Origin of the sequence: Mesorhizobium norvegicum (assembly GCF_004919685.1) — a bacterium.
Classification (GTDB): domain Bacteria; phylum Pseudomonadota; class Alphaproteobacteria; order Rhizobiales; family Rhizobiaceae; genus Mesorhizobium; species Mesorhizobium norvegicum.
The window spans coordinates 302,474-316,779 of the sequence record NZ_SMYZ01000012.1; the positions used below are offsets into that span (position 1 = coordinate 302,474).

A 14,306-nucleotide genomic window follows, 5' to 3' on the forward strand; every position below is an offset into this window, starting at 1 on the left:
ATCGCGCTAGATATGCGCAAAGCATACGAACGAAGTACGAGAGCAACAATTCGGGTGTCAACCGGAGACCGATACACCGGTGGCGCCGACGTCGTGAGCATATTCGAGAAGCCGCGCTAGGTTCGAGCAGCATGGGATGCGCCTAAGGGAGTGTGGACCGGCAGCGGTCAGTGCGGTTTTCTAAAATCGCGGCCCGATTCCTCGAATCGCAAGTTTGCACCTCTCAGGTCGAGACAATTCCGTATACACTTTTTGGTGTAACATCAGGCCTGTACAATTACAGGCTGTATAGGGTTTGGTATATTAGCCATCTAAGATATAATTACAAATTGTTAACCAGGATTAATGCGTCTTTTCCACAGCATCGTAGTATGCTTTCCAGGTTGGGTTACCTCTAAAGGGCAGGGAAGCCATAGAAGCCATACGTCCGTGCGTTGGGGCGGCGTATGCCCTACTCCTTAAATCCATTCCTAAGACCTAAGCAGCCTGACACACGATAAACGAGCGTATCAGTTCACGCTGACAAGTTTTTGCGAGGGAGCCAAACCAAAAGGAGTAAAGGCAAGTCAGCGGCGGAGAGGAGCAGGTGAGTCGATGGGACACCCCCAAACTTCCGATTTTTCGAATGACGCGACAAGACCGCTACACAACGGGCATATGCCGGACGCAAATGGCCTTAGCAAGTCCGATCTCGCAGAAGGATATCGAGGCGAAGGTCTTGTCATGATTGTCGACAAGCGAGCACTTGAGCGTGAATGCCTTGCCCGTGGCCTTATCGAACACAATCCGACTTTGCGCGTTAGCGCGGTAGGATCGCTCGACGAAATCCAGCACATTGCCGGGGAAGCGGAGCCGTCCGCGATCCTCGTCATCCTTGGTTCCAGAAAGGTCTCCGACCAGAGTGTTCGGGCGGAACTTGCGCACTTCATTGCCGAGATTGGCGCCGTACCCGTAATCGTCGTGGTGGATTCCGACGAGCCGGCGGAGGTTCTCGCCGCACTCGAATGCGGCGCCCATGGCTACATTCCCACAAGCGTCACGGTGAAGGTCGCTGCCGAGGCCATTGGTCTCGCTCGCGCCGGAGGAATCTTTGTACCCGCCAGCTGCGTGCTGGCGCTCCGAGAGATCATCCACTCGTCCACAAACGGTGCCCGTCCGCTCACCGGTATGTTCACCATTCGCGAGGCGGCGGTCGTGGAGGCGCTCAAGAAAGGCAAGGCGAACAAGATAATTGCCTACGAACTCAACCTCTGTGAGAGCACCGTCAAGGTCCACATCCGTAATATCATGAAAAAACTGAAGGCTACGAACCGCACGGAGGTAGCGTACAAACTTAGACAGATGTTGCTTTGAAGGCTGCCTCGATCGGTCCTTGCCTGGACGGCTCTAGCAATACAACTGCTGGATGCGTAAACGGCGGGACTACCGGTTCGCCGTTCTGATCTAACCGAAGGTCGATCGTCTCGTCCGAGCCTTTTCGCGAAACAGGCACGCTCGGCGGGTGTCTAGGCACGTTCCCGGCCAACCGTCGCGGACCCTGCCTTCACCAGAAATCCAACGCTGTCCCCTCCGAGCTCCGCGCCCCGATATGCGGCTTCGGCGGCCTTCAGCCCTCCCGTCAATCTGCGGATCAGTGGAGCCGATCCGACTACATCAAGTGGAAGGCCCAGCTGACCGCGGGTGGGCCGCTTCGGTGGCCAGACCCTGAGGCCGAAATAGGTGGCGGCCGAGCGATCGATCCCGCCGCTGAACTGCACCAGCAGCGCTTGGCGCGAGTTCCGGGCAATACGGCCTAGGCTGTTGATGTCCATTGGTGGTTTGTCGGAGGGCCTCATCGCGACCACGATCACATCCCATGCATCGCTGGTCAGGAACTCGGGGTGCGAAAAAACAGTTACTCTCGCCCCACCCTCGCGTAGCGCATGCTCAAGCGATGGTGCACAGGGTGTGTCGCAGACGATGGCGATCCTCGCGGCACGTTGATCGACACCGGCATCGCCGAGCAAGATGCTGCATAACCGCGCGAATTCCGGCAGCAGGTCTATAGCTGGGTGACTGAGATTGGGAGCCGCAACCTTGATGCCGGCCTCGTCGCAGGCGTCGAAGTCCACAGCGCCCGGCTGAAGCTCCCATGGTTCAGCCATCAGCGAAACAACCGCATGCGAGGGCAAGAGTTCGATGATCGATCTCGAAATCGGCCCGACCTGGAGACAGTAGGTAACGATGTCGACGTCCTGCCATTTGCGGCTGTCGATGCGGTTCGTCACTTCAACGCGTTCGGCGACCTTGGCGTGTTTGGCAAATGCCAACGTCGCGTCTGCAGTTGCCGCGAAGCTCGGATGTCTGGAGGAGATGCGGGTGAGCGCAACGACACGGCTGGCATTCGCGAGCGCCGCCACTGTGGCGGTCACCGCTTGGTATCCTGTCGTAGCGCCAACGACCACGGTGAGGCCAGAGAGATCTAGATCAAGCAAGGCTATTTGCTTGCGGACGATAGCAAGTACTCCGTCAAGGTCGATCTCTGGGACGCCACGAGCAAACGAGCTTGCGGGAAAATCACGTGATAGAGGTGTCAAGCTGGGTACCACGTTGCGCGCTCCCACTATCAGATAGGCCGGCAATGCCCTTTAAGCAGCTCAACTGCCTGCCGGGTCTCGTCTCACGGCGATGCATGTGCATTTCCTGCATTGCGTTGACGGACACCTTTGCGGCCCTGCGCATTTGGCAAATGTGGTCCCTGTATTTTCTACCCTCGCCAGGAGCGTGACGGCCCGAATTTGGTTGGCACTTTGACCTTATGGTCGCCGAACCAATTCCGCTGCAGGTTCCGGCAATACAGCCGAACCTGCCGATCTGCTACTGCAGCAAACGGATGCAGGTGATACGCCGTTTGATCAGAAGGCTTACCGACGCTATGCCGCCGACGCGCCTATCAGGCAAAGGGGTAACGAGCGCAGGGTATGGCGCTACCTCCTTTGCTTCTCTTGCCGAGAATGACAAGCCGCAGTGAAGTCGACCAGCAACACCAGCAGCGTTTCTTGGTGAAAACCGTTTCTTGGTGAAAACCCATGACAAGCAGCGTATTTGACATAAGGCGCCGCAGGCTCGGCATCCGCATCGGACAAAACATCCATCCGCTTGGAGGCCGGCCCAAGAGGATGATGGACATGACTGTCGCATTGATCGCGCTTGTTCTAGCTGCTCCGGTGATGCTGGCGGTTGCCCTTTTGATATTGGTGACCGACGGGGGACCGGCGATATTCTCACACACCCGGGTAGGGTTCAACGGCAAGCGCTTCGCCTGCTACAAGTTCAGGACCATGGTGGCCAACTCGGAGCGGGTTCTGGCCGACTATCTCGCGAGCAATCCCGAAGCCGCCAAGGAGTGGGAGCAGAATTGGAAGTTCAAGAAGGATCCGCGCATCACATTCCTGGGGCATATTCTCAGGAAGTCGAGCCTAGATGAGCTGCCGCAACTCATTAACGTGCTGCGCGGCGAGATGAGTTGCGTCGGCCCTCGTCCGGTCGTTCCGGACGAATTGAAACGTTACGGCTCCTGTGCGATCGATTATTTAAAAACCCGGCCGGGGCTAACCGGCCTGTGGCAGGTGACAGGTAGAGACGCAATGGATTATCCCAGCCGTGTCTCTATCGACAGCCGCTATGTGCGGGAATGGTCCCTATGGGCCGATGTCGTTATTCTCGTCCGGACTGTTTTCGCCGTGATGAAATTCGACCGTGCGTCTTGATGAGCGCATCGCAAATTCTTGCCTCATGCAGTCGTGGTCCCAAAACCGCAGCGTGCTTTCGCGACCGCAATGGCGAACAGGTGCGGCGCCGGGCGCGGCGAAATGGCAGCCGCAGACCGTCACTGCTCACGTGACATGCCTCGGCGCCAGATGACGCCAAGGAAGAGTCCGAGCAAATAGGTGCATTGCAGAACGACAACGAGAAGCAGGATTGAAAGCAGGCGGTGCCAATCACTGCCGATGCCACCTGCAACGGCACCGCCCACGACAGTCACCGCGGTCATGATGATGAGCGCAGCTGCTCGAAAACGAAATCCCAGCAAAATGCCGATCACACCGACGGCGACAAGACCCCAAAGCACGGCGATCTCCTATGGGTGGAAGACACAGTGTGCCATGCCTAAGTTTCCCACATCTGCAAATCCGTACCAACAGTCAATCCGGCTGCACTGTCTTGCCGGCGCTCGATCAAGTGGCGGGAAATCGCCGCACCTCCGCCGCATTGCACAAAAGGCGTAGAGCACCCTGTCCGAATGCCCCCTTTTCGCTCATTTCCTTGTCCACCCGGCGAGCCTACGCTGCTTGTGAAAGAGGTAAGCGGAGATTCACCCGCCATGCGGCAGCATGCAATGAATCATAATCCGGGAAGGGGCGCTGAGCCTGTGTTTATCAGTGTTGTTATTCAGGACAACAGGGCGCTGGACGTTGCGCATCGGGGCAGGGCTGTGTCGGCGCGAAGTCCCTGCATAACGATTTCAGTGTGACACCATCTATGCTGCAGGCATCCGTTCTTTTGCTGATCGTGTCCATCTGGTTCCCTGGCGCCGCGAAGATTGCCGGAACGGATGGCTCGCTTTCCTTCTTGCTGGCTCTGTTCTGCGCCCTGTTAAGCATCGTTGCCTATGCCGAAATAGCAAGACGCCTCCATCGGGCCGAAGCGGCCTTGGCGGCTACGGTGCTGACGATATCTGCTTTCATCATCGTTCTGTCCCTACTGTCGATGCTCCACGCAGACATTCCGATCAGGACGATGCGCGCGGTTTTCGCGCAGGTGTTTGGTTTCGCCATTATTCCAGCGGTCGCGGCGATCTCCATGAGACCCAAGGGTCTCGTGGCAATCGACAGGATTGTGATGGCAATGATCATCATGAGTGTTGCAACATCCTGCCTTGTCGCAATCGGGCTGGGCGATGCCAGATTCGCCGATCGGGCGGAGGGCTATTTCAAGCACTCGAACCAACTCGGGATTGCCTTGTCGGCTAGTGTGCCGCTTGTCGCCGCGAAGCTGGTCGCTTCTCGCAGGCACCGTGTTCTCCTCACGGGCTGCCTCGTTGCGGTGCTCCTGGGTTTGGTGAAATCGGGCTCAAAGACAAACTTCATTCTCGGCGTTGCGGGTCTCGGAACTTTCTTCGGTCTGTACAGCATCTATATGGTGAGAAGAAAGCAGCGTCCGGTAACAGTGATCGTGGGGATCGTTACAGCTCCGATATTGTTCGAGGCGATCTTGGTGACATTGCAGTCCCTCAACCCACGGGCCTACGGCCTGCTGTCACTTCAATTTTCTGGAGGTGAGGCGCATTCGGTCGTATCGCGGCAGCGACTGTGGTCTATATCAATCGATATGGGCCTGGCGCATCCGTTCACGGGAGTGGGGGCAGGGCAGTGGGTGGAAGACATCGCTCCCCACAGCCATAACCTGTTCATCGACGCCTTTAGAACGCTGGGGGTGCCAGGCGTCGGGTTAGTATCGGTGATGGTTCTGGTGGTCGTGGCATATCTGGTCAGCGCCGTTCTTCGCACATTGAGAGACAATGCCCAGGGCGACCACGCGACAGAAGTGAATGTGATGGTGCTCGGAACATCGGTTTGCGTGTGGAACTACCTCGTCGCAAACCAGATGAGCGATTCCTTCGGTCCATCAACCGCCGCTTTCTTCTGGCTGCCCCTGGCTTTGCTCATGTTCTACCGCGGTACGCAACGAACACTGCAGCCCGGTCTTGAGAGTCCAAAGGTGTACGCGGGGACCGGGTCCCAGCTATTTCAACATTGAGCCGTTTCTTTAATCTTCCGAAAAATCAACTTTACCACCTGAATCCAATGATTAGGCACACAGTTCGTGACCTGGCGGCAGGCTTGCCGCCAAGCGTCGAACCGCGCGCTCTTCAAACAGACATTCGATTTGTGGAATTCTTTGGTCTTCCCGGGATTGGAAAGACAACCGCCTCCGCCCTGTTAGCGAACGGCTTGCGGCGGCGCGGCCCGTTGGTGGGTGATGTGCGAATAGCGTGGGAGACGAGAAATTTCATCGGCCGCCAGATCTATAGGATCGGTATCGTAGCACCAAGATTTAGGGATCGTGAGTTTCGCTCGCTGCTCGCGCGAATTGCACGCTTTGTCATCGAAAGCGGGCAATCATCGATTGTCGATGTAGCCAGGGTCATCTGGAACCTTTCGTTTTTGGTTGCCTATGTCCAAAGCGAGAGACCAGGAAAAAATACTATTACCATCATGGATCAGGGTCTGTTGCAGGGGTTCTTGTCCATCTTGCTTAAGAGCAGGCATCGGGCAACCTCAGAGAAGTGGCTTGATATTCTGTTTGCCATTGGCGTGCACGACATGGCTTTTGTCCATCTGCGCGGCGAGATCGGCGTGGCACGGGATCGACTTCTGAAAAGGGGCGATCGGTCCTCGCGGATGCAAAGGGCATCTCCTGACCGGGACCTTGATCTCTGGTCGACGGCGGATCGTGCTTGCCGCCAGATTGCGGCCGATCTTGAGGGGGGGATGGGAACGGAAGATCACGCCGGCGTGCTGGCGGCGGTCGACGTGGAAAGGTTTGCATCGCCCGAAGATGTCGCCGAAAGGGTTCTCGATGCGGTGCTTTTGGCCTGCCTCGAACGGCATCGGCTGTGCGATTCGGTAGCTCAATGAGCACGAGAATGGACCGCCGTTCATTCATGGGCGTCGCCGGCTTGTATCCTGTAATCGCTCTGTTGCCGGGCTCGTGCCAAGCGCAAGGCGCACCGACGCCGGAAGGCAAGGAGTTCGTTCTGGCGGGTGAGTATGGCTTCGAACAGCAATCGATTCGGAATCTCCAGCCGGGAGCAACCATCAACGCTCGCAATGCTGCCTTCACGGTTGCCAACAGCAGAAACAGCGATCCCAGCGCGGCAATGGGTTGCGATGAGGGGACGCTGCCGGTCAATCGCTATCCGGTCGTCATCCGCAACTGCCCCGGCGTTCGCTTCATCGGGGGCCGCTTCGACGGCCAGGTGCCGCTAACGTCGGATTGGCGGGATACCTACTGCAACAGCGCGGCTCTGCTCATCAGGGACGGAACCACCAATGCGACAATAGAAGGTGTCCGCGTACGCCGCTGCTGGGATGCCATTCGCATCGGCGAGCAGGCGGACGGCTTTCGACTGAAAGGGTGCTGGCTCAGCGAAACCAGGGATGATGCGGTGGAGAACGACTATCTCCTCAGCGGTACCATAGAAGATTGCCTGTTCGATGAATGTTTTTCCGGGCTCAGTGTGGATCCCGCGAAAAATGAACGGGACGGAACACAGCAAACCGTGCGGATCGACGGATCCCTCATCCACATGCACGCCTTTCTCTCCAAGGGCGAAGTCACACATCAGGCGCCGATCAAGGCTGTCGATCAGTCACCCAGGTTGAGGATCACGGGATCGGTTTTTGCATTGGCCGCGGCAAACATGCGTGGATTCCGTCGCCTGGAAAGAACGTGGCGGCTGACGGTTGAAAGCCGGGACAACGTGTTGCTGTGGCTGCCCGACGAGCCAATCCCGTCCGCATTGCCGCTGCCGCCATCTGGTTTCAAATTGCTGACCGGCGCTAACGCCCGCGCATATTGGAACAAGGCGCGTCTCCAGTGGGTCGCGGCGCATCAGGACGTGGCCCGGTTCTCCGACGAAGCGCTGTGAGAAGTCGCGGTCCGCAGTCCTCGGCAACGATTATCCGAACCGCGAAGGCATGTGGTGCTTCCTATTCAACGCACCTGCTTTGCAACAACAGCTTGGACCGTCACCGCGATGAATCAGCACGAGGCGATTGACAGAACCGTGGCATCAGGCCCCGCTGATCACAGTCCTGCGACGTTTGTGATCCAGGGGCGGTTGGTACGCGTCAGGGGACAAAACATCCTGTTCAGCCCATCCCAGCAGGCCATTTTCGCCGTCAACGATACTGCCGCCGACATCTGGCGCTCTCTGGAAGAAGGCATGCCACCGCAAGCCATCTCGGTCGAGATGGCGCGCGGTGGCGTTGACAGGCTTGAGGCAAATAGGCATGTCGAGGCCGCGCTCGGGGATTGGCAGCGGCTGAACCTGATACGGCCCTGCGCACCTTTGTCCACTTCGTCAGCTCAAGAGCCCGTGAGCCAGATGGTCGCCGTTGCGGGCCTCAACATACGCATCGTCTATCCGGCAGCCTGCGCGTTTCCGGCGATCACCGTATTTCGGCACCTTGAGGTCCGAAGAGAGACTGCCGACGTTCTGCTCGAGGTGGTCGGGCACGGGGGGCGGGTCCATCTATTCCGGGATGGCGAGTGGATTTTGTCCTGCTCCCCCGACGAACTACCCGTCATGCTGAAGGGACAATTGCTGACAGAGGTTCTGGACTACGGCGCCTATGAACTTGCTGTCCATGCGGCAGCGCTTTTCAGAAATGAACGTATCGTCCTTCTTTGTGGCAATCCGGGCGCGGGCAAGACAACGCTGACCTTGGCGTTGGTTCATGCAGGATTCGGCTTTGCCGCCGATGATGTGACGCTGCTGGACTCTAGGGGGCATGGCGTTGGCCTTCCGTTTGCCCCGGCGGTCAAGGCGGGAGCATGGCCGCTGCTGGCCGAATACTGCCCCGACCTTCATGCCGCTCCAGTCTGGCGCCGCCCGGACCGCAGGCGTGTACGGTATGCCGTGCCCAAGGCGTTCGTGCCCTTGCCTCCTGCTCCCTTGCCCATCGGCTGTGTGGTTCTGCTCCGTCGAGATCGCGACGCGAAAGCTAGCCTGGAGCCGGTCGATCCAGCTCACGCATTGCGCGGTCTGCTCAACGGCGCGCTGGCACCCGGCGGAGAGCTGAGTGGCACCGCGTTCGACGTCCTGATCCAACTCATCGGATCGGCGCAAACCTATTGCCTGACCTATTCGAGGCTTGATGATGCGGTACAGCTTGTCACGAAAGCGTGCCGATGATGAGCAGGGGCAGCGCGCTTGAGGCGTTGGTCGCCGGACTTCGCGGTAGTCGGACTGACAGGGCCGACTGGCAGGCCGTGATTGCTCTGGCAAATCACACTCTGCTCACACCCGATTTGTTCTCGTCCCTCGCGCGCGCCGGACAGATCCACCATCTTCCGGAGGACGTGCGCGAGTACCTTCGGTTCGTTCACGACTGCAATCGGGAACGGAACCTGCGCTTGCGTACCCAACTGCGTGAAGCCGTTGCGGCCCTCAACCGCGGCAACATCGTTCCGTTCCTGCTCAAGGGGGCCGTTCCCCTGTTCCTTTCGCCGGCCGGCCGGGTTCCCAGCAGGATGACGAGCGATCTCGATCTAGCCGTGGAATCGCCCGAAGAGACGACCGCCCGAGCCTGTCTTGAAGAGCTTGGCTACGTCGATGTGGCGGGCGCTCGAGGCATGGCCCGCCAGCAGGACGCCGGAATGCTGGAGCTCCGGACGAGCCGGGCGAACGGGTTTGCCCCCCCCAAGCTCGTCCAGCGAGACGGCCTTCGGGTGAAAATTCCTCCCGCTCAGTCTCGCGCCCTGCACTGGATGGTGCACGACCTTCTCAAGGAGGGAGATTATTGGCGCGGAAGGATAGATCTTAGGCATCTTTACGATCTGGCAAGATTGGCGGAAAGCGACGACGTGGACTGGGCGGCACTGCGGGCTTCCATGTCGGATCGAAGCGCCCGCAATGCGCTCGACACCCAGCTGCTGGCCTTGCACCATTTCTTTGGGACCAGAATCCCGGCAAAATGTGCACAACGCCCAATGGTCCGTTTCCAGCACTGGAGGCGCATCTTCACGGCGACCCACCCGATCATCGGCGCCCCGCTGCGCCTGGCCGGCAATTTGATGTGGGGCACATGGCGGTTTTCACGTGCCTACGGTTTGGCGCGACGTGGACCGTCCGACCTCTTGCGTCGCATAGCTCGCACGCTCTTCAACCCTCGTACGAAAATCTAAGCCTTTTGGAGAACTAGTACCCCCGTATCAGCAAGCCTAAGGTGAAAGCTGTGAATTTGAGAAAGTTTGTGAAGAGGTCTGACATGTCAACTGAAAGCACAAAACGCTCGCCGGAAACCCTGGTCTCGGAGGCTCAAGCGCGCCGTGAATTTCTCAAGAAGGCGGGGCGTTTTGCGGCGGTTACGCCGCCGGCTGTGACGCTCTTGCTTGGCACAAGCTTGAACTCCAGGGCGATCGCCAAATCGGGTGGATCAAAACCGGGCAATGGCTGGGGGGACAAGAACCATATTCACGTCGGCCCTCCCGGCCAGGGGTAAGCCCTTCGACCATCATGGTCGCTGAAAACAGCGTTTTGAGGACATAGGGCTCCAGTCTGTCATTTGAAAGCCCGGACCGCTCGCGGCACGCAAAAGTGCCGCGAGCGGTTCGGGCTTTTCTTTGCCGGGGCGACCATCATCCGAACTGCAAATCAGCGCAAAATGAATCCGGTTTCGCCGCACTGATCTTCGGAACCGCGCGACGCGGACCTTTGAGCATGCAGAGGCGGCCCTAAGCCAGCAACAGAGTGCTCAGGAAGTTGTCGTCGTGGAACTGGGCCACTTGAACGCCGGTCAGCGTGATCTGATCCCCGCCGCCCAGCGACGCCACGACATTCGAGCCCTGGTTTGTCGCCACCTGCAGGAACTGGCTGTCGTTGTAGATGCCAAAGGCTCTGAGATCGAGGACGTCGCCGGTGCCGGCGCCGGGCAAGAAATTCATGACGGTGTCCTGACCGTCGCCGTGGGCGAACACGAACAGATTGTGCTGGTTGCCGGCAACCAGCAAGTCGTTTCCGCGTCCCCCGATCAGCGTGTCATTCCCGCCCAGACCCCATAGATAGTCCGCGCCGGTCGTGCCGTTCAGGACGTAGCCGCCGTTGACGATTGTCGGCGTGCGCCCTACAGGCGTCGGGACAAAGTAGGAATCCGTGAGCATGCTGGTTGCAGTCGTCCCGTTGAAGCTGCTCACCTTGTAGAACTCGATCAGCATGCCCGCGTCCGTGATCGTCACCAGATTGGCGCCGACATTGGGAACGGTCTTGCCAGCTCCGCCAAGGCCGGTGGTCGTGTACGGAAGAAAGACGCCGTCGCCGTTGTCGTCCCGGTTCTCCCGGTAGTAGTTGTGCTGATGGCCGGCAAAGACCGCGTTCACACCCCACTGCTCGAAGGGCCACCGCATGGTGGCAGTGGAGCCGCTCGGGTTGAATGGCGTGTGATGGAAGTAGGCGACGTCGAAACTCGCGTCGGAATTCGCGAGAAGGTCTTGCATCCAATGGCCCTGCACGGATGTGGAACTGCGGCCATCCGGCTCCTGCTTGTTGCTGCTGAGAGCGAAGAAATGCACCGGCCCGATCTGGTAGTCATAGTACCTCTCATTGTCGGGCAGCGTGAAGTAGTTCAGGTAGTTGGTAACGTTGCCTTCTTCGTATTCGTGATTGCCTAGCGTGGGGAAGAAGCGGTTGATGGCGCTGCCGCTGCCGTATGCGCCCTGATAGTTGCCTATGTAGTCATGATACTGCTGGCCGACGGCGGCATCCAAGGTCTGCGGAGCATACACGTTGTCGCCGATTGTGAGGATGAAATCGGGGTTCCAGGCATGGACCATCGCCGACACCGCCTTCTCGCCGGAGAGATCGGTGTCGCCGTAGTCACCAAAGACCGCGTACCGGTACAAGACCTGCGGCGGCGTCGTCGGGACGACGCTGACCGTATAGTCCTGCGCGGCGGTGCTCCCGTCGGACGAGGTTGCGGTGACGTGGAGGTTGATCGACTGCTCGGTCTGGGCATTGAGCGTTCCCGTGCCAGAGCGCGTGATGACGCCGGTGCTGGAATTGATGGCGAAGCGCGAGTCGTTGAGGCTGTAGGTGACCGTATCGGTGACGTCCGGATCCTTGGCCGAGGCTGTGATGTGGACCAAAGTGCCCGCGGGGGCACGGTCGGGGATCTGGTTGGCCGCAGGGTCGGCATCCTGTGGATGCTTGAAGGCGACCGGGCCGGTCGTCGGCACATAGTACTCGACGTGCAGGAGCGGTGCGCCGGTGGCGCTGCCATCGAAGGAATTGGCCCGGCGCGCGCCGCTGCTGCCGCTGACGACGAATGCCATGTCATTGAGTTGCAAATAGCCTGGCTGGTTGATGATCTCCTGCACGATTGCCGAGAGGTTCGGGGTGCGTTCGGCAAGGGCGGCTTCATTGTTCACGGTCCAGTCGGGTGGCGTCCACGTCACCGAAGTAGTCGTCATCAGGCGCGAGGTGACATCGCTTTTCTCACTCTCGAAGGGGACGGCTTCGTCGCTTTCGCCTCGGATCAGGAGCGACACGGCGCCAGTGCTCGTATTCTGGGCCTGGAACTGGATGTAGGCACTGGTGATGACGGCGTCGTAGGGAATGTCGACGCCGGTGAAGCGCATTCCGACCGTCTGGACTTTGGTGCCGTCAACCACCATGTCGAGATCGGTGCTGGTGAGGTCCATCCCGCCGCTGGGACCTTGCTCGACGTCGTCGGTGCTGGTTGCGATCCTTTTCTCGAAAATCGGCGCTGTGGTCACGCTGACGGCATAGTCTTGGCCCGCGGCGCTCCCATCGGACGAGGTTGCGGTGACGTGGAGGTTGACCGACGGCTCGGTTGCCGCATTGAGCGTGCCGGTGCCTGAGCGCGTGACAACGCCGGTGCTGGAATTGATGGCGAAGCGCGAGTCGTTGACGCTGTAGGTGACCGTCGAGCCGGCATCGGGATCCCTGGCCGAGGCCGTGATGCCGATGGCCGTGCCGGCGGCGGCGTTCTGGGCAATCTGGTTGGCGGCAGTGTTGGCATCCGGCGGGTTGTTGAAGGTGACCGGCTCCGGGCTGTTGAGCACGGCGAGGGTGAAGGCCTGGTTGGCGGTGCTGCCGTCGGAGGAGGTTGCCGTCACCGTCAGGTTGATCGATGTCTGGGTCTCGAAGTCGAGCGTGCCGGTGGCCGAGCGCGTGATGACGCCGCTGCTGACGTCGATGGCGAAGCGCGTGTCGTTGAGGCTGTAGGCGACGGTCGAGCCGGCGTCGGGATCCGTGGCCGAAGCGGTGATGCCGATGGCCGTGCCCGCCGGGGCAAGTTCGGCGATCTGGTTGGCAGCGGGGTTGGCGTCGGGCGGCGTGTTGAAAGCCACCGGACTGCCGGCCGGACCGGGCAGGGTATACTCGATGTGCAGCAGCGGCGCGCTGGCCGGGTTGGACTCGTACGAGTCGGCCGTGCGCGTGCCGGTGCCGGTGACCAGGAACGCCATATCGTTGAGCGCCGCCCAGCCCGAGCGGTTGACGATCTCCTGCACGACCGCGGAGAGGTCCGGCGTGCGCTCGGCGAGGCCGTGCTCGCCCACCGTGGTCCACGGGGCCGGCGTCCAGGCCGTGGAGGCTGTCGTCCTCGGAAGCGAGGACACGTTGAAGCTGGCGGTGGTGAAGGGACTGGCGTCGTCGACCTTATCGCCCTGAATGAGCAGCGACGTCGCGCCGGTCTTCACCTCATTGGCCTGGAACTGGATGTAGGCGTTGGTGATGATGGCGCCCTGCGGGATGTTGATGCCGGTGAAGCGCATGCCGACCGTCTGGCGGGTGGAGCCGTCATAGCCCAGCTCCAGGTCGGTGACGTTGGTCGAAATCGCCCCGGAGCCCTTCTCCTCGACATCGTCGCCGGCGGTCGCCACCCTTGTCTCGATGGTTACAGGCGTGGTGTTGCCCGTCCCGGAGACAGCAACGCTAAAGGCGTGGGTATCGATGCTGCTGTCGGACGAGGTTGCGGTCACGTTGAAGTTGACTGAAGGCTCCGACGTCGCATTGAGCGTGCCGGTGCCCGAGCGTGTGATGACGCCGGTGCTGGCGTTGATGGCGAAGCGCGAGTCGTTGATGGTGTAGGTGATCGTCGATCCGGCATCGGGATCCGTGGCCGAGGCGGTGATCCCGATCGCCGTGCCGGCGGCGGCGTTCTGTGTAATCTGGTTGACCGCGGTGTCGGCATCCGGCGGGGTGTTGAACGCGACGGGCTCCGGGCTGTTGAGCACGGCGAGGGTGAAGGCCTGGTTGGCGGTGCTGCCGTCGGAGGAGGTTGCCGTCACCGTCAGATTGATCGACGGCTGGGTCTCGAAGTCGAGCGTGCCGGTGGCCGAGCGCGTGATGACGCCGGTGCTGGCGTCGATGGCGAAGCGCGTGTCGTTGAGGCTGTAGCTGACGGTCGAGCCGGCGTCGGGATCGGTGGCCGATGCTGTGATCCCGGTGGCTGCCCCCGCCGCCGCAAGCTCGGCGATCTGGTTGACGGCAGTGTTGGCATCCGGCGGGGTGTTGA

General features: G+C 60.0%; 11 protein-coding genes. 8 read left to right on the forward strand and 3 right to left on the reverse strand.

Annotated features, from left to right (window positions below):
* The first annotated feature begins 723 nt into the window (after nt 1–723).
* Nucleotides 724–1,353 (forward strand): LuxR C-terminal-related transcriptional regulator, encoded by a 630-nt coding sequence (locus tag FCU66_RS05885; RefSeq protein WP_246093801.1) that lies wholly within the window; start codon nt 724–726, stop codon nt 1,351–1,353.
* A gap of 152 nt (nt 1,354–1,505) precedes the next feature.
* On the opposite strand, the gene FCU66_RS05890 is transcribed toward FCU66_RS05885, so the two are convergent.
* Entirely contained in the window at nt 1,506–2,411 is a 906-nt protein-coding gene (locus FCU66_RS05890) for a hypothetical protein (RefSeq protein WP_136622163.1), read from the reverse strand.
* 657 nt (nt 2,412–3,068) lie between these two features.
* Between FCU66_RS05890 and FCU66_RS05895 the strand changes: the two genes are divergently transcribed.
* Entirely contained in the window at nt 3,069–3,749 is a 681-nt protein-coding gene (locus FCU66_RS05895) for a sugar transferase (protein WP_168992188.1), read from the forward strand.
* Nucleotides 3,750–3,868: 119 nt separating this feature from the next.
* On the opposite strand, the gene FCU66_RS05900 is transcribed toward FCU66_RS05895, so the two are convergent.
* On the reverse strand, nt 3,869–4,111 hold the full coding sequence (locus FCU66_RS05900) for a hypothetical protein (RefSeq protein ID WP_136622162.1): 243 nt from the start codon (nt 4,109–4,111) through the stop codon (nt 3,869–3,871).
* A 410-nt stretch (nt 4,112–4,521) separates the two neighbouring features.
* On the opposite strand from FCU66_RS05900, the gene FCU66_RS05905 reads away from it, so the two are divergent.
* The 6 genes from FCU66_RS05905 to FCU66_RS41825 all read left to right on the forward strand — a co-directional run bounded on the left by FCU66_RS05905 (nt 4,522) and on the right by FCU66_RS41825 (nt 10,271).
* Nucleotides 4,522–5,799: an O-antigen ligase family protein gene (locus tag FCU66_RS05905; protein ID WP_136622161.1), complete on the forward strand. Its 1,278-nt coding sequence runs from the start codon at nt 4,522–4,524 to the stop codon at nt 5,797–5,799.
* On the forward strand, nt 5,796–6,680 hold the full coding sequence (locus tag FCU66_RS05910) for a hypothetical protein (protein ID WP_136622160.1): 885 nt from the start codon (nt 5,796–5,798) through the stop codon (nt 6,678–6,680). The genes FCU66_RS05905 and FCU66_RS05910 overlap by 4 nt, the downstream gene beginning before the upstream one ends.
* Before the next feature lie 8 nt (nt 6,681–6,688).
* A complete protein-coding gene (locus FCU66_RS05915; RefSeq protein WP_136622159.1) occupies nt 6,689–7,693 on the forward strand; it encodes a hypothetical protein in 1,005 nt (334 codons plus the stop codon).
* Between the two features lie 108 nt (nt 7,694–7,801).
* Complete coding sequence (locus tag FCU66_RS05920) at nt 7,802–8,962, forward strand: PqqD family peptide modification chaperone (RefSeq protein ID WP_136622158.1); 1,161 nt, start codon at nt 7,802–7,804, stop codon at nt 8,960–8,962.
* Nucleotides 8,959–9,954 (forward strand): nucleotidyltransferase family protein, encoded by a 996-nt coding sequence (locus FCU66_RS05925; protein WP_136622157.1) that lies wholly within the window; start codon nt 8,959–8,961, stop codon nt 9,952–9,954. The genes FCU66_RS05920 and FCU66_RS05925 overlap by 4 nt, the downstream gene beginning before the upstream one ends.
* Nucleotides 9,955–10,037: 83 nt before the next feature.
* Nucleotides 10,038–10,271 carry a hypothetical protein gene (locus tag FCU66_RS41825; RefSeq protein WP_425462839.1) on the forward strand — a complete coding sequence of 78 codons (234 nt, stop codon included), beginning with the start codon at nt 10,038–10,040 and terminating at the stop codon, nt 10,269–10,271.
* Nucleotides 10,272–10,503: 232 nt separating this feature from the next.
* Here the strand turns inward: FCU66_RS41825 and FCU66_RS05935 are convergent.
* A partial coding sequence (locus FCU66_RS05935) for a putative Ig domain-containing protein (RefSeq protein ID WP_342778131.1) occupies nt 10,504–14,306 on the reverse strand: 3,803 nt, incomplete at its 5' end.

Excerpts from the sequence above, each read along its gene's own strand:
- FCU66_RS05885 (WP_246093801.1), top strand. The coding sequence starts at position 724 with ATGATTGTCGACAAGCGAGCACTTGAGCGTGAATGCCTTGCCCGTGGC.
- FCU66_RS05895 (WP_168992188.1), top strand. The coding sequence starts at position 3,069 with ATGACAAGCAGCGTATTTGACATAAGGCGCCGCAGGCTCGGCATCCGC.
- FCU66_RS05905 (WP_136622161.1), top strand. The coding sequence starts at position 4,522 with ATGCTGCAGGCATCCGTTCTTTTGCTGATCGTGTCCATCTGGTTCCCT.
- FCU66_RS05915 (WP_136622159.1), top strand. The coding sequence starts at position 6,689 with ATGGACCGCCGTTCATTCATGGGCGTCGCCGGCTTGTATCCTGTAATC.
- FCU66_RS05920 (WP_136622158.1), top strand. The coding sequence starts at position 7,802 with ATGAATCAGCACGAGGCGATTGACAGAACCGTGGCATCAGGCCCCGCT.
- FCU66_RS05925 (WP_136622157.1), top strand. The coding sequence starts at position 8,959 with ATGATGAGCAGGGGCAGCGCGCTTGAGGCGTTGGTCGCCGGACTTCGC.
- FCU66_RS41825 (WP_425462839.1), top strand. The coding sequence starts at position 10,038 with ATGTCAACTGAAAGCACAAAACGCTCGCCGGAAACCCTGGTCTCGGAG.